Below are 24,349 nucleotides of genomic sequence, written 5' to 3' on the forward strand. Positions count from 1 at the left end.
AGGTTACCAAGCCAAATCCGAATTATTTATTTTTTGATTTTGTCAACCATTTTAAAAGGAGCGAAACTGCAAAACTTACAATCGCTCCCACTACCGCTAAGATAATCGTTTTTACAGTATCTTCAGAAAGGATGTTAGGCACGACACTCAACAAAGTTCCGGATACTGTTCCAATTCGGAGGGAAATATTATTCTCCATCCCGCGCTCGATTTTCAATTATTTGTTCTTTTTTGACCGTATTATCCAAAGTCATTTGACTTACTGCCGAAATAACCCCACCCGCTACTGCCAAATATCCCGCTACTGTAACAACTGTCACAGGTAAAACTACTGGAGCTGCAATGACACTTCCGCTAATGGCCAATAAAGCCAATCCAATACTTCGCAAAATCCTAAAAAACTTTGGGGTTGGCGATTTTGCTCTTTTAACTAAATTCATAATTCTATTTTTTAGATTGGATACTTATTTTTACTTCTTCGTTGCGTTCTAAAGCTTCATAAACCAAAACTTTCAGCTTTTCCAACGCTTTTCGGGAAGAATTTCCCTTACCAATTCCCGTGTGTTTCATTACAGGAGCAATACAGCCCAATAAATCCATTTTAGCCTCATTGGCGGGATGGATTAAGATTAAATCTCTTCCCGGAACATTTCTCAAATGCAAGTGCCATTTGAATTTTGGGCTAAACCGCTTCTGTAAAACATATTCCCCTTCAGGAACACAGGAAATTCGCTTTTGGTTATACAACCAGGGCAACTCGATGGTGTAACAAACTAATGTGCCGTTCCATTCTAAAACTCCCTGCGTTCCCTCTGGAAAATAAGTTCTATTCAACATCAAAACCATCTTACAGTCCGCTTACCTGCACCAATGCCAATGGATTATAAGCTCCATTTTTCAAGGAATACATTTGCCCATTTACTTCTTGATAAAACTCAACTCCTAAAGCCAAAAATAAAGGTTTTGTACTCGCTGGAGTTACTGGATTAGTTTGACTGATAGCAACTGTTGGAACAGCATCCCATGGAAGAATAGCAGTTTCTGAATTGGTAACAACAAAAGTTTCTGCTTCAAAATCAATTTCGGTTCCTGCAGAAATAATTTTAAAGTGAGTAGATCCACTTGGAGCCGCGATCATATTCGTTGGAATAAAAGGAGCTAAATCAACGGTTATATTTCCCGCAGCACGGTCAATTGTTCCCACAAAAGGAGCAAATAAACTGGTTCCCAATTTCCCTCTAATGTTGAACTCAAAACCCGATAGCAATTCTGCTTCTCCATCGATAACATTTCGCAATCCTCTCACACTGGTAACATCAGCTTGAATAACTTTGACCAATTGCTGAGTAAGTCGGCTTACCATTCTACCGTCAGCAGAATTTATCAAAACTGCTCTCAGAGCCGTTCTTAAAATCTTTCCAGCTTTTCCAGCTCTTCCAAATTCAGACCCATTTTCACGTGTTCTTTGAAAAGCAGGATCATTCTTAATTCTGCTAGCGTCAATTCCACCTTTTTCACGCGCCAAATGACCGTCCTGGGTTTTATAAAAAGTAATATCTCCGATAGTACCTTTCAATTTAATTATGCCTTTCTGTCTTGCCATAATTTCTAAAATTTAGATTAAATTTTCACTTAAAACTCTTTCAATCATCATCCTGTTGCAACACCTTTCGATTGATTATGAAACAAATTTTAGCCAATTAAACCACATAAAAAAGACACCACCATTCCATATGTCACTTTGTGACATAAATGGCAGAAATAGACATAAATACCCATTTACTCCATCATAAATAGTAGTAAATTACCGCTTCTGAACGAAAGGAATTATTTACTATTTTTATTGAGCGCAAAAACTTGGATCATAGGAGTTTCAAGTAATTCAAAGCCTAATCAAAGCTATAGATAGAGTATGAGAAAAAAATGAGTTTGTATCCATCGAAGAATTTTGTCAATACACCAGCCTAAAAATTGAACAAGTTGAACCTTTGATAATTGGATAGAAATTGTATTTTAGGCAACTAAATTTTGAACTTTACCAGCTCAAAAAACATTGTCTAACCAGTTCAAATTATTATAATTAATCATTAATTCACGCAAAAAAATCCTTATATTTGAGTAATTGAAATTTAGAACAATTTGCTAACATATTGAGAGGTGTCAGTTGAGGTGTCACTTAAAATAAAAGCTTTGCGAAGCCTTATTTTACGGCACTTTAAAAAAATAAACAACTCCCTCTTTAAGAATAAGAAATACAAAATTGCAGGAAAGAAAACTGCTCTTATGGTATGTGTATAATGCTCTGTTTTACTTTCCGGTTGATTGTGAAGCTTATACTTGAAAATATGCAGATAAAATCCGTCGTAGAGAGCCAGAACCGAAAATAGTATTAGTAAAATAGATGTAATGATAATTGCAGTTTCCATATGTTATTGAGTTTATTATGAAACAAAAGTAATGGACAGCGATTATATCTTCGAGGACAAATGTCGTCAAATGTTATTATGAAATTTCTTTTCTAATCCGGCTGAGTGTTCTGCGGGTTACACCAAGATAAGTAGCAATGTCATTAATCGATGCTTTGTTTAAAATAGATGGCTGTTCTTTGAGCAACCGCAAATACTTCTCTTTTGCTGTTTCATTGCATAAAACACTCGCATACTGTTCCATTACAATATGTTGTCTTTCAGCTATTGTTCTTCCAATGTTCTGCCAAACCACACTTTGCTGATATAGTTTCTGTAAATCGGCATAATCAATAACTAAAAGCTCAGTATCTTCAATAGCTTGGATAGCAAGTTCTGAAGGCTGTTGCAAAATGAAACTTTTATATGATGTCGTCAAGTTATTCTCAATGCAAAAACATGAGGTCACTTCCTCGGCATTTTCGTTTAAATAATAAGTTCTAAGCGTTCCTTTCTTTATAAAAGCAACTTGCTGGCATATTTTTCCGGGTAATACAAAATAGCTGTTTTTAGCAAAATGCTGACTCTGAAAATACCCAATCGTATTTTCAAAGTCAGCATCGCTGATATAGGTAATAGTACGCAAAAACGTTTTTAAACTTTCCATAACTGATTTTATATGGACAAAGTTAATATGCTTTTTTTAACATTTCTGCATAACTGTTTGGCAAATCACTTTCTTCAATTGCTTTAGCAGCTTTTTCAATATCATACCTCACTCGGATAAATTCTACCTGTACACCCTCTTTTTTTGAGAAATCACTGTTTTTATTGATGGTTATTACTGCAAAACAGCATTTAGGATTTCCATCTTTGGGCTTACCCACAGATCCTACATTAACAGCATGAAAATAACTGCCTAATTTATTGGGATTTTCCAATATCCGATGGTAAGGTTTGTGAGAATGCCCGCAAATAATAATATCAGCTCCACAGTCAAGGAAGATGTCAGTGAAGTCATTTTCGTTCTTATCTTCAAGTAAGTATTCTTTATTGCTGTATGGACTGCCATGCACCATTAATACTATAAAAAGTTTATTAAGTACCTGATATTCCAATTTTATATGTGCAGGAAGAGCTGAAAGATACTCTATTTGTTCTTTGCCAACTATTTGATATGCATAACTTTCAGAATCTTTCGATCCCTTATTATGTATATCCACAGCTTTTACGTCATGATTTCCCGCTAAAGTTGGAATATGCCTCTTACGGATTTCATTGATTACCGCATTTGGCCATAAATTATAACCTACCAAATCCCCTAAACAATAAACTGCATCAATATTCTGCTGTTCTATGCTTTTTAATGTTTCTTCCAATGCAGGCAAATTGGCATGAATATCTGATATTATAGCAATTCTCATCGGTTATATTCCTTTTCTTAAACTTTCAGCATAAGCATTTGGCAATGGGCTGTCTTCAACAGCTTTTGCAGCTTTTTCGACATCATATTCAAAGCGAATAAATTCTGTCGAGATGCTATTCTTATCTTTGACAGAGCTATTTTCATTCATGGTTAGCATTACATAGCCACCTCTTGGATCACCATCTTTCGGCTTTCCTACAGAGCCAATATTAATGGCATGTCTGAAGTGATCATCTCCATCCTTGCCATCATTCAATACTCTATGATAAGGCTTATGAGTATGTCCAAAACACATAATGTCAGCATCAGCGTTTTCCATAATACGCAACATACTTTTTTCATCGCGATCTTCAAAAAGATACTCATTGATTTTTCTTGGACTTCCATGAACAAGCAATAAGTTTAGCTTGTCGTTATTAAGCTGAAACTCTAATTTGATATGTGCAGGAAGTGTTCTAAGATATTGCCTTTCTTGCTCGTTTACTAAAGAGTTAGTGTAGGATATTGAAACGGCTCCGTTAGCTTTTTCATCATCCGTTTTATAAGCACATCCGCAATCATTACTTGTTCTTCCAATACCGAAATCGTAGTTTCCTGCAATGGTAGGAATACCTCTTTTTCTTATCTCATTGATAACTTCGTTTGGCCAGATATTGTATCCAACCAAATCTCCTAAGCAATAAACAGCATCTGGTTTTGTTATTTCTATATCCTTAAAAAAAGCTTCCAAAGCAGGAAGGTTTGCATGGATATCGCTAAATAATGCTATTCTCATAATTTATTTGTTTTAAATTATTTATACACTTCAAAAAAAATTATGCTTTTATAGTATAGTATTTCCTTCTAAACCAAAAAGCAACATTTACTAATGCAATAAGCGCAGGCACTTCAACTAATGGACCAATTACACCTGCAAAGGCTTGACCGCTGTTGATTCCAAAAACTCCGATCGCAACTGCAATGGCCAATTCGAAATTGTTTCCAGTAGCGGTAAAAGCAATGGCTGTGGATTTCGAATAATCTGCACCAAAATATTTACCAATGAAGAAACTAATGACAAACATTATTACAAAATAGATAACTAATGGAATGGCAATACGCACTACATCCATTGGTATTTGTATAATCAACTCTCCTTTTAGGCTGAACATCAAAATGATGGTAAACAACAATGATATTAATGTTATTGGCGAAATAAAAGGCACATATTTAGTCTCAAACCATTCAGCTCCTTTAAGAGCAATTAAAGCGTAACGGCTTATGATTCCAAGTGCAAAAGGAATTCCCAAATAGATACCCACACTTTCGGCAATTTGTCCAATACTAATGTTAACTTCAAAACCTGTATATCCAAAATAGGGCGGTAAAATTGTGATAAAAACATAGGCATAAATACTATATAGCAATACTTGAAAAATACTGTTCAAAGCAATCAAACCTGCTGCATACTCTCTGTTTCCATCCGCTAAATCATTCCAAACAACAACCATTGCAATACAACGTGCCAACCCGATTAGGATTACACCAATCATATATTCAGGATATCCATTAAGGAACAATAATGCCAAAGAGAACATTAATATTGGGCCTACAATCCAATTCAGAAATAATGAAGCACCCAACACTTTTGTGTTTTTAAATACTTCGCTCATTTGTTCGTATTTTACTTTTGCTAATGGTGGATACATCATCAGGATCAACCCGATGGCTAAAGGAATATTAGTTGTACCACTTGAAAAAGAATTGATAAACCCGCTACTGGACGGAATGAAATAGCCTATTGAAACTCCAATTGCCATTGCTAAGAAAATCCAAAGGGTAAGATAACTGTCTAGAAAGCTTAATTTTTTTCTTTCCACTACTGGTGCACAATTATTTGCTGACATACTTATTATTTAATTTGTGAAAAAACATAAAACATTTCGGTTGCTATCTGCAAACTTCTTTCTTCGTATTTTTCTGCTTGCTGCGGTGTATTGTCAAATGCTTTTGGGTCTTCAAAAGTAATTGGAATACGTTTTTCAGCTCCTGCAATAAAAGGACATCCGCCATCGGCTTGTGAACAGGTCATAATGGCAACAAATTCATCCTGCGGATTAAAACTGTCATGATAGGTTTTAGAAAAGCCAATAACCGGATGCTCATTCTCAGCATACTTTATACTATATACTGGATTACTACCTTCAGCAATAGTTCTTATTTCAAACCCTTGCTTTGCAAGTGTTTTTGATACCATTGGAAACATCGCTGTCGCTTCTGTACCGCCAGAATAGCAAAATACATTTTTTATATCATAATATGCAGCAGCGGTTTGTGCCCAGACTTGTGATAAATGGCTTCTTCTTGAATTATGGGTACAAATTAAGTTTAGTCTTATTTCTTGTTGATCAGCCGCTTTAGTTTGTATATAATCTACAAGTGGCTGCAAAATAATTTTACGTTCTGCGGTAATGCTTTCGAAATTAAAAGTATTGATTACAGTTGCAATCTCAGAAAAAACGTTTGTTTTGGTTAAGGTCATTATTATATCAATTTTTATAGTTTAAAATTAGCAACAGCTTCCACCTGGAGTACAGCAGCTGGCTTCAGTGTTCATATCGGACAATCTCACTTTCGGCTTTTCTGAAGGAATGCCACATTGGTCTTGAGCCAAACAGGCTGTTTTTTTGTCTAATAAAACAAAATCATTTCCATTGAAATCCAAATCGTATTTACCAATGGTTTGTGCCTGATACTCCACTTCTATTTCAAAGTCTTCTATTCCCAGCACTTTCTCTGATAATTCGATGATATTGAGTAATTTTTGAGGCTTTAATCGATGTTCAAAATCGTTGGCATCCCATAACTGGAAGTTAACTACAGTTTCTTTTCGAACTGTTCCTCCGCAGTCAATAAAGTTTTTGGTAATTAAACCCACTTCAGTTACATGAAAATGTTCCGGCACCGAAGTTCCGTCAGTCAAGATGAAGTTTACAGCTTCAACCGATTTCAAGATGTTTTTTACTTGTGATAGTTTCATAGTATTTTTATTTAAAAATTTAACAACAGTCGTTTTTCTTTTTCTCCAAATGTTTTGTGATGTCTAGAAAGAAACCTTTTATTTGTTCAAAACCTGGTTCGTTGATACAATAGCAGATTGAGTTTCCTTCGAAGTTTCCTTTGATTATTCCAGCATTTTTTAGCTCTTTTAAGTGTTGCGAAACTGTAGGTTGTGCCAGTGGTAACTCATTTACAATATCACCACAAATACAAGAGTCCACTTTTAGTAAATATTCAATAATGGCTATTCGCGCAGGATGCCCGAGTGCTTTGGCTAAAATGGCCAACTCATTTTGCTTATCTGTAAAGCTGTCAGTTTTTGTTGCTCCCATAGTGTTATATTTATATTGCAATATTACGATATATTTGATTATAAAAAAAATATTTCGAAACTTAACCATTTATTAATGACAGATTCCTTGTTCTTGTTTCTGATATCCGTTTTAATACAGCTGTTTTGTAACTGGGGTTTCCATATGAAGTTTTTAATTTCCTCAACAATGAAAATAACAGTAACCATTAGAAATTAAAAGCCAAACTCCCTCTTTAAAGGACATCTTTTAGCTCCAATGTTGGCAATAAATACTTTTACATAAGATTTAAATACAGATCGTATGAAGCCATTTACTTTTGACCAAATACCCGTCATGATGAATAAAATTCATGATAAATTAGAGCATTTGGAAAAACTTATTGTAAGAATGTCTAATGTAGAAGAAAATAAAGAAGAAGTTCTAAACATTCAAGAAGCATCAAAACTTTTAGACCTATCGGTATCAACAATTTATAGTAAAGTATGCAAAAGGGAAATCCCTGTTAATAAACAAGGTAAACGCATTTATTTTTATAGACATGAGTTGATGAAATGGATTAAGTCAGGTCGGGTAAAAACTTATTTAGAAATCCAAAATGATATTGAAAAAAGGTCAAAAATCTAAATATTAGATTTTTGACCTTTTTATTTTTTAACCTTCACGTCTAAGTATTCTAATATCTTGAAGCTATTGCAACAGTTTAAAACAATTGGAGAAAATTAGAAGGAGAAAAAAAGTTATTAGAGAAAGATTTAACTTAGCTAAGCTATTAATGAGCCCAAAGTAGACTACATAATTGAATAATTAAAAAAAAAATAGAAATTATATCAATAAAAGCATTTGCTGGAAAAAGAGGTCTTTAAAGAGAATCCAGCCATTGCAAATGCTTTTTTGGTAAAAACTAGCTTTCCGACTTACTATTTTATTGATGAAATAAGAAAAAAGCAATCTTAATATTTCCATTTTAAAATATAACCTGAAGATACTACAAGACTGAAAATTTACGTGACCACAAATAATGAGTCCTTAAAGTTTTATTAATAAATTTGCATAAGGATTATGTATAAATAAAATATGCTTTTACAATATTAATACTTCCATTTTGAAAAAGGTCATCCGAAATTAAATCGGAAAAGATTCTTATATAATAATCTGTGGGACCTCAATCCAACAAAAAGTAATCATTTAACTAAGCCCCAAGAAAAGCAACGATTAAAGAAAGCAACAAATGGAAAACATTCCAATAAGAAATATTCATGAGAGCCCAAAAGAACCAAACTTGTCTGGAAGCTTTAGTGTAAGAGCTATTCAAGACTTACTGTTAGAAAAAGATATGGTTCAAGAATTACATAGACATGATTTTTATTACATACTTATTTTAAAAAAAGGAAGTGGTTATCATGAGATTGACTTCAAACCATATGAAGTTCACAATCATACTATATTCTTGATGCGTCCGGGACAAGTGCATCAACTTACTTTGAAAACTGGAAGCTCAGGTTATTTACTTCAATTTAAAACAGACTTTTTTAACTCTCAAAATAAATTTGCGCAAGAGCTTTTACGCAAGGTTAGTCACATCAACTTTTGTAAGCTTCATAGTGATGGATTTAATAAATTGGAGAATATTTTATCCTATATTTTGACAGAGTATAACGAAAAACAAGAAGGTTATCAAGAGGCCATTAAATCTAACTTAAGTATTTTCTTTATCGAATTAGTTAGACATCGTCAAAATAAGGAAATTGCTTCCAAAGAAAACAACCCCTATTTACAGGAACAACTAGAGAAATTTCTAGAACTTTTAGACGCAAACATTACCAAAAATAAACAAGTATCACAATATGCCGATATGTTGAATATCTCAACCTATCAACTGAATGCAATTACAAAGACGTCACTCAATAAAACGCCTTCTGAGCTTATTAATGAACACATTGTCTTAGAATCAAAGAGACAACTTCTTGCAACCTCCAATCAGGTTAACCAAATAGCCGATCAGCTTGGTTATGATGATATTTCCTATTTCATACGTTTTTTTAAAAAGCATACTAAATATTCCCCAGAAGCGTTCCGGCACAATTTCAAATAAGTCCTATTCAACTTCATTTTTGTCCTATCCAGCAGCTTACAACTGCTAATACCTTTGCTGAATAAATAATATAAATATTCAAAAAAGTAATCGATATGAAAACAAAAATGAAATTAATAGCTGCCTTAAAAATATGGGTCGTAATTTACCCTTCCATCACACTTTTTCTGTATCTATTAGGAAAATCATCATTAGTATTACCTTTATATGAAAGGACATTTCTCCTGACTATAATACTTGTTCCATGGGTCGTTTTTATTGGTGTCCCATTTTTAGATTATATCATTCGTCTGCTTTCAATTAAAATTGACAAAAAATAATCTAGGATGAAAGCTAGCAAGAAAACTATACAGTCCTCTTCTAGACGAAAATTCATTAAGCAAAGTGGGCTCGCAATAGTAGCACTTGCATTTCCTTTAACAAAAATATCAAAAAACTATAAAATGGAAAATAATAAAAAATTTGATGTGATAATAGTCGGCGGCAGTTATTCAGGTCTTGCAGCAGGTATGGCTTTAGGCAGAGCTTTGAAACAAGTTTTGATTATTGACAGCGGAAAACCTTGTAATGCACAAACACCCCATTCCCACAACTTCCTTACACAAGATGGAAAGACACCCAAAGAGATAGCAACTCTTGCCAAACAACAAGTAGAAATGTATAATACCATAACCTTTTTCAATGGTTTGGCAACTAACGGAAGCAAAACGGATAATGGTTTTGAGATTCAAGTGGCATCTGGGGAAATATTCCAAGCAAACAAATTAATTTTTGCAACAGGGATAAAAGATGAAATGCCAACCATTGAAGGGTTTTCAGATTGTTGGGGCATATCGATGTTGCATTGCCCTTATTGCCATGGATACGAAGTACGAAATGAAAAAACAGGCATATTGGGCAATGGGGAATATGGTAATGAATTAGCTAAGTTGATTTCTAATTGGACGAATGATTTAACCTTATATACCAACGGAAAATCAAATTTGACTCCCGAACAAACAGAAAAACTAAAAAACCATGACATAAAAATAATAAAAAAGGAAATACAAAAACTGGAACACAAAAACGGTTATCTTCAAAATATCATTTTCAAAGACGGCACAAAAGCCGAAGTGAAAGCAATGTATTCCCGCAACTCGTTTGAACAACATTGCACAATTCCAGAATCTTTGGGTTGTGAATTAAATGATGAAGGCTATATCAAGGTGAATCCCTTTCAAGAAACAACTGTTGATAGTGTTTTTGCCTGTGGTGATAATACTACTCGAATGCGCTCCGTAGCCAATTCTGTAGCAATGGGAACAGCAGCAGGAATGATGGCTAGTAAAAATATGATTTTAGAACAATTTTAATTGGAGCAATTATGGATAAAAATTTGGATATTGAGTACAAAAAAATGTGGGATAAACGATATAAAGAAAACGAATTTGTTTACGGCAAAGAACCTAATCGCTTTTTCAAAGAATGGCTTCCAAAATTCGAACCTGGAACTATATTGATGCCTGCCGATGGCGAAGGACGTAATGGCGTTTTTGCATCACAATTAGGTTGGAAGGTAATTTCATCTGATTTAAGTGAAGAGGGAAAATTAAAAGCATTAGCGTTAGCACAAGAAAAGAACGTTTCGCTAGAATATATTGTTGGCGATTTGGAGCAACTCCACTTTGAAACATCATCATTTGATGCTATTGGATTAATCTATGCTCACTTTTCAGCCGAAAAAAAATCATTTTTACACAAGAAGTTAAGTGCTAATCTCAGACCAGGGGGCATTATTATTTTTGAAGCTTTCAGTAAATTGCATTTGCTTTACAATGGACGTGACCCCAAAGTGGGAGGCCCAAAAGATTTTAATATGCTATTTTCAACAAATGAAATCGCAGCCGATTTTGAGAATTATGAGATACTTCTATTAGAGGAAAAAGAAATCACATTAGAAGAGGGTAAATATCATATTGGAAAAGGTTCTGTGATTCGGTTTGTTGGTAGAAAAAAATAGGCTTTTTAGTAAAGAGTTGGAGATTTTAATTTTATAATTAACATTTAAAAGTTGCAATGCTATCAATTAAGTTTTACTTAAAAGGGGAACTAGTATTTATCGACCATATCCTTTACTATAAAATCTTTATTCTAAATTAGCTGTCGGAATTATAAAAAGCAGTTAAACATTGCAATAAAGCTAATGCCAACAAGACTATGGAAAACAAACTCTTAAACTATTTTTCTAGAATAATGCCTATTTCAAAGGAAGAAGCGGATGCCATTGCAGCAACTATGAGTCTTACACACTTTAAAAAAGGTACTATTTTACTAAAAGAAGGCCAAATTTCTACTGAAGCGTATTTTGTTTTAGAAGGATGTGTTCGGCAGTATTTTTTAGTTGACGGAGAAGAAAAAACTGCTAATTTTTTTACAGAAGAACAATGGGTAATCTCCTTAAATAGTTTTAGTAATGGCATTCCATCAAATCATTATATCGTTTGTTGCACAGATTGTATTTTAGTCGTTGGTAATCGAGAAAAAGAAGAAGATTTATATCATCGATTTCCAAAACTAGAAACCGTTTCCAGAAAAGTAATGGAAAAAGTGTTTACCGAACAACAGGAAATAATGGCGTCCAACACAACTGATTCTCCGGAACAACGCTATCTTAAACTTTTAAGTTCAAGACCTGAATTGTTTCAAATAATACCCCAATACCAAATTGCAAGTTATATTGGTGTCAAACCGGAATCATTGAGTAGAATAAGAAAGCGAATAGCTCAAAACAATCAAAATTCAAATTCGTAAAAATTGCATTAATTGTATATCAGTTTTAAAAGGGAGTATAAATTCAAGTTGATAAAATTAGCCGATACTAGTTTCTTTGAATAATGATTACTTCTTTTATAAAGTGTAGTTTTTTTATCGATACCTATTTGTTTTTTTCAAGATATTCCAAATTAGTAATGCTAAAATTAGTGTAAAAACAGAAAATAATTTTTCGGAGTATGACTTGGATAATAGGTTCCCAATAGTATTAAGAATAAAAAGGATAAAGAAAATCCAGAATATGCTATTTATTACTTTTTCTTTGACTCGGAATTTTAAATAGTTTCCTTTAATGGATAAAATCAAAATTAAAAATAGATTGATAATGATCGAAATTGCTTCGAATGTATACATTTCAGCATCATTTTTAAGGCGACCGCCCCAAGCAATGTCATAAGGAATTAATTTTACAATTATGAAAAAGTGAAAAACAGTCACCATTAATAGCATTCCCAGCATTATTTGTATAGAATTTACTGCTTTTTTCATTTTACACTTTTTTGCAATTTAATGAATCTCGATTGCTATATTGCCTTTTTTATGTCCTTTTTCAACATAGGCGTGAGCTTCTGCCATTTGTTCTAATGAATAAGTTCGGTCAATAACCGATTTTAATTGACCAGCATCAATAAGCGTTTTAAGAAAATTGATGTCCTCTGCTGAATGTCTAATCATACCCGTTAACACTTTTATCTTATTGCTATTGGTTATTGATGCCCAAGTACCTTGTACCATTTCCGAAAATCCTGCGGCACTTAAAATCAATATTCCATAAATTTTTAAAGTCTGTAAACTATCTGAAATAGACATTTTATTTACCGTATCAAAAATCACATCATACGTTTCTCCGTTTTTAGTAAAGTCCTCCTTGGTGTAATCAATTACCTTGTCAGCTCCTAATGATTTTACTAAATCAACATTAGTAGTACTACAAACACCTGTGACAATTGCTCCAAAATGTTTTGCCAGTTGAACAGCAGCTGTTCCAACTGCTCCTGAAGCTCCAAAAACAAGCACTTTTTGACCTTTTTGAATAGAAGCTTTTTTCAAAAAATGCAAAGCCGTTGTTCCTCCAAATGGGATTACTGCTGCTTCCTGATGTGAAATAGTTGTAGGTTTTAATGCTATAGATCCATTTTCAGGAAAACACTTATATGCTGCATAAGTGCCAAAACTCATATCGGTATGACCAAAAACTTCATCGCCAACTTTAAAACGTTGCACGCCTGAACCTATACTTTCAATTTCACCCGAAAAAACACTACCAAGTATATTTGTTTTTGGTTTAAAAAGTCCAAAAAATAAGCGAACGGCAAAAGGATCTGCTTTTCGTAGTCTCACGTCACCCGAATTGACTGCTGTTGCTCTAATTCGTATCAGAATTTCATTGTGTTTTGGGATTGGCTTTTCGACATCTTTCAATTTAAGTACTTCCGGAGAACCATATTGTGTATAGACTATTGCTTTCATGTTGTGAATTAACTATTTAACGATACAAATGTAAATAGATCATTTTCCTCTTCCATTGACTTCAGTTAAGAAATGAAAAAAAAACATTTTTAAAATTTCACAAGTCACATAAGGAAACAATATAGAGACAGACTATTAGAAAAATATTCACATCCAATGCGATTCTTTAAAAACGTTAGTAAGACAGCTTCTAAAGTCTTTAAACACTATTTAAAATAAGTCCTATTCAACTTGATTTTTGTCCTACTCTACAGCTTATCCCTTGAAATATCTTTGTTAAATAAATAATCAATTAAAATTTAATCAAATGAAAATTATCATCGTAGGTGCAACAGGTACCATGGGAACGTACTTATCAAGTGCATTTGAAAATGAACATGAAATCATAAGAGTAGCTTCTCAAGGAGGAGACTTTCAAGTGGATATTACTTCACCGGAAGCAATAGAAAATTTCTTTGAAGAAGTAGGTCCTTTTGACGCACTTATTTCGACAGCTGGGCCAACTTACGTTGGACCATGGAAAAAATTAAACGACGCAGCATTCCGAAAAGGTGTTGAAGGAAAAATGATGGGGCAAATTAATTTAGTGCTTATCGGACAGCACTATATCAACCCTAAAGGTTCATTTACATTAATCACTGGTGCTTTGACGGACGAACCTCAAGTAAACTTCGCCAATGCATCGGCAGCCAACGGAGCAGTTGAGGGATTTGTTCGAGCTGCAGCAATCGAACTTGAAAATGGTATTCGTATTAATGCGGTAAGTCCAACAGTAATTGAAAATTCCCCACACTATTTTCCATATTTCCCAGGAGAAATTCCAACTACTATGAAACAACTTGAGTTCATGTTCCGCAAAAGTGTTTTCGGTGCTAGTACAGGGCATATAATTAAACCGTAATCTTTTTTTCGCGAAAGCGATAGTATCCTTGGGTCATTATTTTGTAATGGTAATGGCCCTCGGTTTATAAATAAGTTTCAATCTTGCTTCAGCTAACTCGAGAAACAATCAAAAATTTAATCAAATAGTTATTGGCATTAGTACCAACGTATTACAATTCGTATGAAAAATTTAATTTTTAAAATATCACTTTTAGTCATAATGTTGGCTTCAGTAACCCAAGCACAAAACAAAATCAGCATTATCCGCTATGATGATGACTTTTCGCTAGTAAAAAAAGACAGTGTTAAAAAAGGGCTTGACCAACTAAAATATATTCCTCTAGGAAAAAACAATTTCATTTCTTTTGGAGGTGAATTGCGCGAACAATTTCAGGTTTATAATAATATTAACTTTGGAAATGTCCCTCCAACTTTTCAAGATATTTCAACCCATCAACTTTGGCAGCGAATAATGTTGCATTCTAATATTGAATTGGGTAATCATTTTCGCTTTTTTGTCCAACTTAATACTACACTTCGCTTTTTGAATGACAATCCAATTGTTCCCGAAATTGATGAAAACCAGTTAAGTCTTCATCAAGCTTTTGCAGAATTAAAATTAACCAATTGGAATTTCAGGTTAGGCCATCAAGAGATGTACTATGGCAATCATCGACTGATTACTGTTCGAGAAGGACCAAACACAAGACAGGCTTTTGACGGACTTGTAGTAAAACATAAATTCAAAAATGGTGTAATCGATTTATTTGCAGTTTCTAAAGTAGTTTCCAAACAATATGTTTTTGATGACGAAAGCATGCATGACGGATTATATGGAATTTATGGAACACAGTATTTTTCTAATCACAAAATGGGATTGGATTATTTTGTTGTTGATTTTCAATCCAAAGCTAGAATGTATAACTATCAGTCGGGATTCGAAAACCGTTATACCTATGGTACCCGTTTATTTTCAAATTTTAAAAGAATAAACTTTGAATTTGAAGGTGAATATCAATCCGGCAAATTCAATAATTTAACTATCGATGCCTATAGTATTTTAGCTGATCTTAATTTTTTAATCCTACCATCTAAAAAAGGAATTATTGGTTTTGTAGCTAATGGGGCTTCAGGAGATAAAAACAGTAGTGATACAAAATTGAATACATATAATTTACTGTATGCCAAACCTGCCTATGGTCTCGCTGCTCCTATTGGAGCGACAAACATCATTAGTTTTTGCCCCTACATTAAAATAAATCCAGTCCAAAAGCTAAATATTCTGGCACAAGTGTTTTTTATGGCCAGGAATAGCGATCAGGACGGAACTTATTCGCCAGGAATGATTCAAAACAGACCAAAAACAAGTATGCTTTTCAGTTCAGACAAAAAAAATCTTGGCCAATTTTATGTATTGGAAACCAACTTTCAACATACAAAAAATGTATTATTATCTTTTGACGCATCCTATTTTGCCGCAGGAAGTTATCCCGCAGCAACGGGAAAGGGCAAAGATGTTACTTACCTGTCATTTAAATCAACGTTTAGATTTTAAACTTGTAGTATTGAAGTTTATAGTGTCAATTATATATAAAACAAAATTATTTCCAAAAACACAGAAAAACTCTTAGATAGTAATAAGCTATAATTGACAATCAAAAATACAGGATTCGAAAATAGATAAAATGAAAATTACAATTTTAGATGATTATCAAAATGTACAAGAGAATCTTTAGTGTTGGGGCGAAAAAAGGGAAAATATTTAATCTTTTCGGTTCACTGAATCTAAGAATTTAATAATCAATCATTTTTAATAATGCTCGAAAAATGTGCACGGTAAGTAATTCCAATTGGTATACGGGTTTTATTAATGATAACAACCGCTTTTTCAATAATTTCAATATGTTTTAATGAAATGATATAGGATTTATGAATACGTATAAACGTATTCGAAGGAAGTAACTTTAATATATCATTCATCGGGAGCAAGGTCATAATTTTACCTTTTAGCGTGTAAAACAGCATATAATTTCCCGCAGCTTCTATGTATAGAATATCATCAGTTGCGATTTTAAATGTTTTTGAACCACTTTTTATAAGCACTGATTGACTATGTGGTTCACTGCTGCTAGACATATTGGTCTCTCCTTTTTTTAGGGAAGATATGTCAATGACCTTATTCACTCCCTTAAGAAATCGGTCATATTTTACAGGTTTCAACAGATAATCTACTGCATTAAACTCATAACTTTCCGCTCCATATTCCGAATAGGCTGTGGTAAATATTATTTTTGGCAATACAGGCAACGCCTTCAACAATTCAATTCCAGATAATTCAGGCATATTAATATCTATAAAAACTAAATCTATAGGGTTTTTTAACAAAAAATCCATCGCCGTAAACGGATTGGTAAACTCAGCAATAAACTCCAAAAAGGGTGTTTTTTTAATATACCCTGAAATTAATTCAAGAGCCAATGGTTCGTCATCAATAGCAATACATTTCATAGTTGGATTTGTTTTAGCTTTATTTCTAATCTTACCATAAAATAATGTTCTTCATTATTAATTTCTAATTGATGTTGACTGGGATACAACAGTTGCAATCGTTCTTTAACATTTTTCATCCCAATACCAGAATATTCTTCATCGGTTCCAGCTGAATTATAGTTCTTTAAATTTTTCGTTTCAAGTACTAATGTATCAGAATCAAAAAAAATTGATATTGCTATTTCGGCTTTTTTACTCAGCATGATTCCGTGTTTAAATACATTTTCAATAAATGGAATGAGAATCATCGGGGCAATTCTTAAATTTTGATAATTTCCTTTAACTTCATATTTTACCTTATTTGCTAATTCTGTAGACATTCGTTGCAGCTGAAGGTTAATGTAATTATCAATATAAGTAATTTCTTTTTCAAGTAAAACTTTCTCTTCATTACTTTCGTACAAAACATAACGCATAAGACCAGATAACTTTTCTATGATATCAGCAGTCCCTTCATCATTACTTTTAATGGCGCTGGCATAAGCCATATTTAATGTGTTAAAAAGAAAATGAGGATTGATTTGAGCTTTCAAATACTTTAATTCAGTAGTCAGCTTATCGCTAAGCAGTTGTTGCTGTAATTTATTACTATTTATCCAATTTTTGGTTAGTCCATAACCCAGTGACAACGACAAGATAAATGTTTTAGTTTGAAAATTAAGGGCAATATCCGAAAAAAAAGACTCCTTCTCGCTCGAAAAAAGGGATATCGAATACCAATGATCAAAAGTACTATTTATCAATACAACCCCCATGTATAAAAAAATCATTAAAACAAAATATAACCAGTACTGATGCTTTGAGAAAAATCGTGGGATAAGATATAGTGCATTAATATAAAATAACATTATGCTTAATAAAGTACTCCAAACCATAGGAAGATAAATACTTCCATCCTGCTTGCGAAAAGACCCCAGAGTTCTAACTTCTAACCAAACAATAAAAAAGAAAGACCCCCAAATAAAAAAATGTATAACTGGCTCAATATTTCCTTTTAGCTTCATTTTTTTGAACATCACTTGTCGTTTAAGCTGTAAATGTAATTACTAATGACTAGAAAACAGCAACAGGGAATCCATAATTATCTGAATTACATCTATTTCAATTTGTATTCAATTCATCCATTAAATGATGCCAATCCTATTGTTTTTTTAGGGCATTCAAATAAAATATTTTTTTCAGGGAAATAAAATTGGGTAGTTTGTCAAAATATTTTAAAACAACCTTATTATGAAAATTCAAATTTCACTTTCAGTTATCCTATTTTGTACCGGAATGGTAATAAATGGGCAGAATAAAAAACAAACTTCATTAGAAGGTTCCTGGATGGGAAAAACAAATACCAAAGACTTATCAATGTCAGAATTAGTTCTATTTAGATTTGAGTTGAAAAAAAATTCAATCAAAGGCTATATGGATTTTCCGGAAAAAAGATTAAAAGACATCTCACTAGATAAAGTATGGAGGGTGAAGGATAGTGTATTTGCAGATGCAAGAAATTCATTGGGATGGCCTGAAACGGCTCCATTAATATTCAAAGGAGTAATTACGCCCGGAGATTCCGTGATAGTCGGTGTGTGGGGTGGTAATACACCCTTGCAATTAAGCCGAACTAACTACGTATTTAAACTTAAAACAAATACAAACCCCCAAGTGGCAGGTTATAAAATAATTAAATTAATTGAAAGCACCCCTCTTAAAGACCAGCAAGCTACTGGTGATTGCTGGAGTTTTGCCACCACTTCCTTTATTGAAACAGAAGCAATGAGAATTGGCAAAAAACCTGTTGTGCTTTCACCTATGTTTTTTGTTAGACCCACATATATCAATAAAGCAGAGAATTACATAAGACGGAATGGAAGTGCCTTTTTTGGAGAAGGAGATTTAACTTTTAGTGTAATGAAAGCATACAAGGAATTCGGAGCCATTCCGGAAAGCGTCTATTCCGGAAAATTGGATTCTGATGCTAAACACGATCATGCAGACATGAATAATGCACTATTGGAAAAAGCCAAACACTATAAAAACTCACATGGAGATCTGACACCTGAGATTTACAGAAGAGATATGAATGAAATACTGACACAAACTTTGGGGAAAGTTCCCGATACTTTTGTTTACGATGGCAAACAATTTACCACTCAATCTTTTGCAAAAGAAATGATTGGAATAAATCCAGATGATTATGTGGAAATTACCTCATTCAATCATCACCCTTTTTATTCAAAGTTTAATTTGGAGATTGAGGCCAACTGGAATAATAATTACTACTTAAATCTTCCATTAGACGATTTCAGTACCGTCATTGATGATGCCCTGATGCATAATTATTCGGTTTGCTGGGATGGAGATATATATGAAGGATTTAATGATGGTCTCGCAGTTTTAGCTGATCCTAAAATGATTACGCAACAGATTAGACAGGCAGCATTTGATAATCGCACAACTGAAGATATCCATAATATGCACATTATTGGTATTGCAGAGAACGAAAAAGGCAATAGATTTTATATTATCAAAAATTCAGGCGATGCGAAGGATTGCGGAGGATATCTTTATATGTCCAAAGAATATTTACTTTTAAAAACGATTTCGGTGATGGTCAACAAAAATTCCATTCCAAAGGCAATCTTGAATAAAGTGAAAAGAAATATTTAATTTTTTTTAAATTATCATTTGATACAATAACATCAAAAGAAAATGTTCCACTGATTTTAGGACAGGATAATATTTTATAAAAAAGCCGAAACTAGTTTCGGCTTTTTTAATGATAGATGCTATTGCAATTCTATTTCATGGAAACACCTACAGCAATCTTTCCTAATCTTGCAGACGAATATCCCCAGTTTGAATAATATATTTTCTAAAGCCTTTAAAATCATCGAATATTGTTCTTCTAAATCCCTAAATTTGAAGTTATGAAAAAATCAATCGTTATTTTGTTACATATTGGTTTTTGGTGTTGCTATTTACTGTTAATAGGAATCCTATTAGCCGTCTTTTACAGAAGTAGTAATCCTGCAATAGATCAGACAGCACGAGTTTTAAATGCATTCAAATCCCTTTTCTTATTTGCATTCCTCCCATCGTTTCTAACATTTTATGGGTGCTATCTAATACTATTTACAAAATATCTACAACAAAAAAAGTTTCTCCTTTCCTTTTTTTTCGGCATATTAATTTCAATTGCTGCATCGACAATAGCCTATATCCTGATGCGCTATTTAATAGAATCAGGGCAACTTACCGATATGGATAAAGGAGGCATAAATGGACGGTCTACCGCTATCCGAACAATACTATTTATGAGTTTTATTGCTTCAATAGCTGGTTTAGCAGCATTAATCCTTAAAGGTTTTATTACTTGGGTTAAAGAAATAAAATTGAAAGAAGAGTTGAAACAAAAAAATCATGAAACAGAAATGGCGTTGATAAAATCCCAGTTGGATCCACATTTTCTGTTTAATACACTGAATAACATCGATGTGCTGATTTTAAAAGACGCTACAGTTGCTTCCAATTATTTAAATAAGCTATCTGATATCTTGCGTTTTATGCTCTACGAAACTAAAACAGATGAAATCTTGCTTAAAAAAGAGATTGAATACATAGAGAAATACATAGAATTGCAAAAAATCAGAACGGCAAATGCAAATTATGTAAGTTTCCAGGTGATAGGGAATCCAGCCAGTATAACTATAGCACCAATGGTCTTTATTCCATTTATTGAAAATGCATTTAAGCACAGTACTAATAAAAAAATAGACAATGCTATTACTGTTCGGCTATTTATTAATGAGGAAAACATTCAATTTGTATGTGAAAACAAGTTCGATCCCAATCGAAAAATAATACAAGAAAGCAATGGTTTAGGCAATGATCTTATTCAAAAACGGCTACATTTGATATATCCAGAGCAGCATCTATTGGAATTGGACAAACAAATTAATCTTTACAGCGTAAAATTAACAATCAAAAATGGATAGATATTCTTGTATTATAATAGAAGATGAGCCCTTGGCACTGGAGAGAACCAAGAGTTTTGTTAGCAAAATACCTTTTTTGAATTTATGTGGTACTTTTGAAAATGCATTAGATGGTTTGTCGTATTTAAAATCGAATAAAGTCGATTTGCTTTTTTTAGATATTAATATGGATGAATTAACTGGAATTGAATTGCTTGAAAGTTCAAAAATAGAAAGCCAGGTTATTATAACCACCGCCTATCAGGAATATGCCATAAAAGGCTATGAACTCAATGTAACGGATTATTTATTAAAACCTTTTACGTTTGATCGGTTTCTAAAAGCCGTAAATAAAGCTCAAGAAAACATAGTTCAACCCATTTTAAATCCTCAACAAGATTTTATATTTGTGAAAACAGAAAATCGATTGGAGAAAATAAATTTAAGCGATATTTTATTTATTGAAGGAATGCGAGACTACCGTAGAATTCATACGATAAGTAAAAAGATTATGACACTACAAAATTTTAGTGAACTAGAACAAATTATTCCCTCCAATTTGGTTTGCAGAGTTCATAAATCCTATATGGTTGGGATCAACAAAATAGATTCTATTGAACGAATGAGAATCAGAGTTTCCAATCAGATAATTCCAATTTCTGAAACGTACAAAGAGCTTTTTTTCAAGATAATAAACAATAGGATCTAAATATCAATTAAATCCTCTGAAGTAATGGTGCAATGGAATATTTTAAATCAAGAAAAGATATTGCCAAAATAAAATTAGATTAAGCTCACATCAAGAGATTGTCACCACTACAACAATAATAACTATTCCTGACTAACAGTTTTTTTTATGGCAATAACTGACAGTAAAAATTCACGTTAATGTTCCAAAAAAAGAAGTTTTCCTATACAGTATACAGCAACCTTCGAGTAATCACTAAGAAAGCGATTTAGATTACTACACCTTATAAAGATTATAATAAGCTTTTAATTTTCAGGTTGTTGTGTATGTCCTAATATGACGCTTTGTTGTCGCTTAAGTGGTTTATAAGTCGGCCTATCTTTGCCTCAACAAAAAACAAATCTGTATTAAAATTAAATTTAATTATCATGAACGGGAAACAACTATTAATGATGCTCTTAGCAATCTTTATTTTACAAATAACAAATGCTAAGGCACAAATCAAACTAAATGGATCAGACAAAATCTTGGGTGTTTTTTGGTCTCCAAAGAAAGATGCAAAAATTGAAATTTATAAAAAAGGAGCTTTTTATTATGGTAAATCCATTTGGGTAGCATCGCCAGGAAAGGATAGTGAAAATCCTATTGGAGCTTTACAAAAAAGAGACATTCTAGGGATTGAATTACTTACAAATTTCAAATTTAATAATGGGGAATATTCTGGCGGTCGAATCTATGACCCTGAAAGTGGCAAGACCTACGATTGCAAAATGAGTTTAATAGAAAATAAACTGCAGGTAAGAGGCTTTGTAGGTATATCCCTTTTCGGACGAACGGAGATTTTTGAACGTGTTGCCACTAAATAACAGAAACAAAATCTTTAACTCAAGAATAACAAACGGTAAAATCATAAAAAAATGACTGCAACACTTATAGGAATTTCAGTAGGGCTATTGCTAATAGCCACATTTGAACTTTTAAAAAAATTTGAAAAAGTTAAAATCTATGCACTGACACTATCCGCCATTGGTTTTTTGTATGTTGGCTTTACTTGGACTGATACATCAACATTTATTATAACATCGATTCAGGCAATTACTTTTGTTCTTATTGCCTACTACGGAATTACCAAAAACTTATACATTTTAGCGGCAGGTTATTTTCTACATGGTTTATGGGATATTGTTTATGGATTTTGGCAAGACGTAGCCTTAATTCCGCCACATTATGATTGGTTCTGCTCATCGCTTGATTTTACCGTTGGAATTTATCTTATCATAATGATTAGAAATAATAGAATCAGATTAAGTCATAGTTAAGTTAAAAAAAGATGATAGAAATATTTAAAACAAATGTTCAACTTCAAAAGGAGGCTCGGTTAATAGTCGATCAACTTCAATCGAAATTAGTAACGGCTAAAATAAATTTTGACTTAGAGGACTGTGACAAAATACTAAGAATAGAAGCGACTAAGAAATTTAACAACAAGTATATCATAATCTATTTAAAGCAACTAGGGTACTATTGTGAAATTCTTGATTAAAGTCCGGATTTCTTTTATAAATTTAACAGACTGTAAATGAAGCTATAATCGGGAGAAATAAATTGATTTCCGCAAAAAATAGTCATATCATTTTGTCAGTTTCTGACGCAAAATTGTCCTGCAGAGAAAACAATTGACCAACTATTTTTACCCTATAATTTGAAACGTATATTTTATGAAAAAAATAGTATTTATAATTCCTCCAGCAGTTGAAATTTTAGATCTGGCAGGACCTCTTCAAGTATTTACCGAAGCTAAGTTTTATGATTTTGAAATTGAGCTTGAATTTTATGCCTACACTCCTGAAACCATTTGTAATTCTGGTTTAACCTTTGGAAATGTGGCACATTATACGGAATGCAATATAAAGGAAGGAGATTATATCTTTATGCCGGGAATGAGTTTTGAATATGTAGATTCTATAGCTTTTAGAGCAGAAAGAGATTTCTTCAATTGGCTAAAAGAACAGTCCGGCAAAAAAGCATTGGTATGCTCAGTCTGTAATGGAGCATTTGCATTAGGATACGCTGGCTTATTAAATGATACAGAATGCACTACACACTGGAGAAGAATTGAAGAATTGCAATTGAAGTTTCCCAAAGCAAAAGTATTAACAGATGTCCTTTTTAAAAAGAGTAACAACATTTATACCAGTGCAGGAATCAGTTCGGGCATAGATTTAGCACTTTTTATTCTTGAAGAACTAAAAGGAGCTTTCTTTACCCACAAAGTAGCAAGAGGCTTGGTAGTTTATTACAGACGAAACGACAATCATACCCAAAAAAGTATTTATCTGGATTACAGAAATCATATCAATCCAAAAATACATGAAGTCCAAGATTACATGATTAATCATTTATCTGCAGATAATAGTGTGGAGGATTTAGCCGATCTTGTTGCCATGAGCCCTAGAAATCTTAGCCGAGTTTTTAAAGAAAAAACGGAAACAACCATCATCGAATACCTAACTCTGTTGAGGATAGAATTTGCAAAAACATTGGTCAACAATCCAGAATACACCATTGAATATATTGCCTCACAATGCGGTTTTAAATCGGCAAGGCAACTGCAACGGATTTTGAAAAATCAAAATATTACTAAGTAAAATCTAAACATGAAGTAACCTCTTATAAACTTAAAAAAATTGTTCCGCAAAACTGAGCG

The 24,349-nt window shown here is 32.9% G+C and carries 28 protein-coding genes; 13 read left to right on the forward strand and 15 right to left on the reverse strand.

What is annotated here, in order from left to right; all coding sequences use genetic code 11:
* Positions 1 to 22 precede the first annotated feature (22 nt).
* The 11 genes from ACM55F_RS15575 to ACM55F_RS15625 all read right to left on the reverse strand — a co-directional run bounded on the left by ACM55F_RS15575 (position 23) and on the right by ACM55F_RS15625 (position 7,202).
* Positions 23 to 199: a hypothetical protein gene (locus tag ACM55F_RS15575; RefSeq protein ID WP_416854750.1), complete on the reverse strand. Its 177-nt coding sequence runs from the start codon at positions 197 to 199 to the stop codon at positions 23 to 25.
* Positions 189 to 440 carry a hypothetical protein gene (locus tag ACM55F_RS15580; RefSeq protein ID WP_416854751.1) on the reverse strand — a complete coding sequence of 84 codons (252 nt, stop codon included), beginning with the start codon at positions 438 to 440 and terminating at the stop codon, positions 189 to 191. The genes ACM55F_RS15575 and ACM55F_RS15580 overlap by 11 nt, the downstream gene beginning before the upstream one ends.
* A 4-nt stretch (positions 441 to 444) precedes the next feature.
* Positions 445 to 846, reverse strand: a complete 402-nt coding sequence (locus tag ACM55F_RS15585) for a DUF5675 family protein (protein WP_416854752.1) — start codon at positions 844 to 846, stop codon at positions 445 to 447.
* 1 nt (position 847) lies between these two features.
* Positions 848 to 1,603, reverse strand: coding sequence for a hypothetical protein (locus ACM55F_RS15590; protein ID WP_416854753.1), 756 nt, complete (start codon positions 1,601 to 1,603; stop codon positions 848 to 850).
* A gap of 899 nt (positions 1,604 to 2,502) precedes the next feature.
* Positions 2,503 to 3,072 (reverse strand): Crp/Fnr family transcriptional regulator, encoded by a 570-nt coding sequence (locus tag ACM55F_RS15595; RefSeq protein ID WP_416854754.1) that lies wholly within the window; start codon positions 3,070 to 3,072, stop codon positions 2,503 to 2,505.
* Positions 3,073 to 3,094: 22 nt separating this feature from the next.
* Positions 3,095 to 3,829 carry a metallophosphoesterase family protein gene (locus ACM55F_RS15600; protein WP_416854755.1) on the reverse strand — a complete coding sequence of 245 codons (735 nt, stop codon included), beginning with the start codon at positions 3,827 to 3,829 and terminating at the stop codon, positions 3,095 to 3,097.
* Positions 3,830 to 3,832: 3 nt separating this feature from the next.
* Entirely contained in the window at positions 3,833 to 4,606 is a 774-nt protein-coding gene (locus tag ACM55F_RS15605; protein WP_416854756.1) for a metallophosphoesterase family protein, read from the reverse strand.
* 40 nt (positions 4,607 to 4,646) lie between these two features.
* A complete protein-coding gene (gene arsB / locus ACM55F_RS15610) occupies positions 4,647 to 5,717 on the reverse strand; it encodes an ACR3 family arsenite efflux transporter (protein ID WP_416854757.1) in 1,071 nt (356 codons plus the stop codon).
* Between the two features lie 5 nt (positions 5,718 to 5,722).
* On the reverse strand, positions 5,723 to 6,352 hold the full coding sequence (locus tag ACM55F_RS15615; RefSeq protein ID WP_416854759.1) for an arsenate-mycothiol transferase ArsC: 630 nt from the start codon (positions 6,350 to 6,352) through the stop codon (positions 5,723 to 5,725).
* A 27-nt stretch (positions 6,353 to 6,379) separates the two neighbouring features.
* A complete protein-coding gene (locus tag ACM55F_RS15620) occupies positions 6,380 to 6,850 on the reverse strand; it encodes a DUF6428 family protein (protein ID WP_416854760.1) in 471 nt (156 codons plus the stop codon).
* Positions 6,851 to 6,869: 19 nt separating this feature from the next.
* A complete protein-coding gene (locus tag ACM55F_RS15625) occupies positions 6,870 to 7,202 on the reverse strand; it encodes an ArsR/SmtB family transcription factor (protein WP_416854761.1) in 333 nt (110 codons plus the stop codon).
* Between the two features lie 282 nt (positions 7,203 to 7,484).
* Here ACM55F_RS15625 and ACM55F_RS15630 point away from each other — a divergent pair, with 282 nt between their 5' ends.
* The 5 genes from ACM55F_RS15630 (at position 7,485) to ACM55F_RS15650 (ending at position 12,066) form a co-directional block, all read left to right on the forward strand.
* Positions 7,485 to 7,808 (forward strand): helix-turn-helix domain-containing protein, encoded by a 324-nt coding sequence (locus ACM55F_RS15630; protein WP_416854762.1) that lies wholly within the window; start codon positions 7,485 to 7,487, stop codon positions 7,806 to 7,808.
* A 604-nt stretch (positions 7,809 to 8,412) separates the two neighbouring features.
* Positions 8,413 to 9,276, forward strand: coding sequence for an AraC family transcriptional regulator (locus ACM55F_RS15635; RefSeq protein WP_416854763.1), 864 nt, complete (start codon positions 8,413 to 8,415; stop codon positions 9,274 to 9,276).
* A 443-nt stretch (positions 9,277 to 9,719) separates the two neighbouring features.
* The gene (locus ACM55F_RS15640; RefSeq protein ID WP_416854764.1) at positions 9,720 to 10,628 is read left to right on the forward strand and encodes an NAD(P)/FAD-dependent oxidoreductase; all 909 of its coding nucleotides are present in this window, start codon (positions 9,720 to 9,722) and stop codon (positions 10,626 to 10,628) included.
* Positions 10,629 to 10,639: 11 nt separating this feature from the next.
* The gene (locus ACM55F_RS15645; protein WP_416854765.1) at positions 10,640 to 11,275 is read left to right on the forward strand and encodes a class I SAM-dependent methyltransferase; all 636 of its coding nucleotides are present in this window, start codon (positions 10,640 to 10,642) and stop codon (positions 11,273 to 11,275) included.
* 197 nt (positions 11,276 to 11,472) lie between these two features.
* Complete coding sequence (locus ACM55F_RS15650; protein WP_416854766.1) at positions 11,473 to 12,066, forward strand: Crp/Fnr family transcriptional regulator; 594 nt, start codon at positions 11,473 to 11,475, stop codon at positions 12,064 to 12,066.
* A 114-nt stretch (positions 12,067 to 12,180) separates the two neighbouring features.
* Here ACM55F_RS15650 and ACM55F_RS15655 read toward each other — a convergent pair whose 3' ends face one another.
* Together ACM55F_RS15655 and ACM55F_RS15660 are read right to left on the reverse strand one after the other, a co-directional pair.
* Positions 12,181 to 12,576 carry a hypothetical protein gene (locus ACM55F_RS15655; RefSeq protein ID WP_416854767.1) on the reverse strand — a complete coding sequence of 132 codons (396 nt, stop codon included), beginning with the start codon at positions 12,574 to 12,576 and terminating at the stop codon, positions 12,181 to 12,183.
* A gap of 18 nt (positions 12,577 to 12,594) precedes the next feature.
* Positions 12,595 to 13,557 carry an NAD(P)-dependent alcohol dehydrogenase gene (locus tag ACM55F_RS15660; protein ID WP_416854768.1) on the reverse strand — a complete coding sequence of 321 codons (963 nt, stop codon included), beginning with the start codon at positions 13,555 to 13,557 and terminating at the stop codon, positions 12,595 to 12,597.
* A gap of 307 nt (positions 13,558 to 13,864) precedes the next feature.
* On the opposite strand from ACM55F_RS15660, the gene ACM55F_RS15665 reads away from it, so the two are divergent.
* Both ACM55F_RS15665 and ACM55F_RS15670 read left to right on the forward strand, forming a co-directional pair.
* Positions 13,865 to 14,458: a short chain dehydrogenase gene (locus ACM55F_RS15665; RefSeq protein ID WP_416854769.1), complete on the forward strand. Its 594-nt coding sequence runs from the start codon at positions 13,865 to 13,867 to the stop codon at positions 14,456 to 14,458.
* Positions 14,459 to 14,620: 162 nt separating this feature from the next.
* Entirely contained in the window at positions 14,621 to 15,994 is a 1,374-nt protein-coding gene (locus ACM55F_RS15670; protein WP_416854770.1) for an alginate export family protein, read from the forward strand.
* A gap of 245 nt (positions 15,995 to 16,239) precedes the next feature.
* Here ACM55F_RS15670 and ACM55F_RS15675 read toward each other — a convergent pair whose 3' ends face one another.
* Positions 16,240 to 16,947, reverse strand: coding sequence for a LytR/AlgR family response regulator transcription factor (locus ACM55F_RS15675; RefSeq protein WP_416854771.1), 708 nt, complete (start codon positions 16,945 to 16,947; stop codon positions 16,240 to 16,242).
* Positions 16,944 to 17,993 carry a sensor histidine kinase gene (locus ACM55F_RS15680; RefSeq protein ID WP_416854772.1) on the reverse strand — a complete coding sequence of 350 codons (1,050 nt, stop codon included), beginning with the start codon at positions 17,991 to 17,993 and terminating at the stop codon, positions 16,944 to 16,946. Before ACM55F_RS15680 ends, ACM55F_RS15675 begins: the two co-directional genes overlap by 4 nt.
* A 226-nt stretch (positions 17,994 to 18,219) precedes the next feature.
* Between ACM55F_RS15680 and ACM55F_RS15685 the strand changes: the two genes are divergently transcribed.
* From ACM55F_RS15685 to ACM55F_RS15710, 6 genes are all read left to right on the forward strand, one after another.
* On the forward strand, positions 18,220 to 19,647 hold the full coding sequence (locus ACM55F_RS15685; RefSeq protein WP_416854773.1) for a C1 family peptidase: 1,428 nt from the start codon (positions 18,220 to 18,222) through the stop codon (positions 19,645 to 19,647).
* 260 nt (positions 19,648 to 19,907) lie between these two features.
* Positions 19,908 to 20,975 (forward strand): sensor histidine kinase, encoded by a 1,068-nt coding sequence (locus ACM55F_RS15690; protein WP_416854774.1) that lies wholly within the window; start codon positions 19,908 to 19,910, stop codon positions 20,973 to 20,975.
* Entirely contained in the window at positions 20,968 to 21,663 is a 696-nt protein-coding gene (locus tag ACM55F_RS15695; RefSeq protein ID WP_416854775.1) for a LytR/AlgR family response regulator transcription factor, read from the forward strand. The genes ACM55F_RS15690 and ACM55F_RS15695 overlap by 8 nt, the downstream gene beginning before the upstream one ends.
* 407 nt (positions 21,664 to 22,070) lie before the next feature.
* Entirely contained in the window at positions 22,071 to 22,508 is a 438-nt protein-coding gene (locus ACM55F_RS15700; protein WP_416854777.1) for a DUF2147 domain-containing protein, read from the forward strand.
* A gap of 51 nt (positions 22,509 to 22,559) precedes the next feature.
* Entirely contained in the window at positions 22,560 to 22,961 is a 402-nt protein-coding gene (locus ACM55F_RS15705) for a DUF6010 family protein (protein ID WP_416854778.1), read from the forward strand.
* A 399-nt stretch (positions 22,962 to 23,360) separates the two neighbouring features.
* A complete protein-coding gene (locus tag ACM55F_RS15710; RefSeq protein WP_416854779.1) occupies positions 23,361 to 24,290 on the forward strand; it encodes a GlxA family transcriptional regulator in 930 nt (309 codons plus the stop codon).
* The last annotated feature ends 59 nt before the right edge of the window (positions 24,291 to 24,349 follow it).

The organism is Flavobacterium melibiosi, assembly GCF_048158545.1.
GTDB lineage: Bacteria > Bacteroidota > Bacteroidia > Flavobacteriales > Flavobacteriaceae > Flavobacterium > Flavobacterium melibiosi.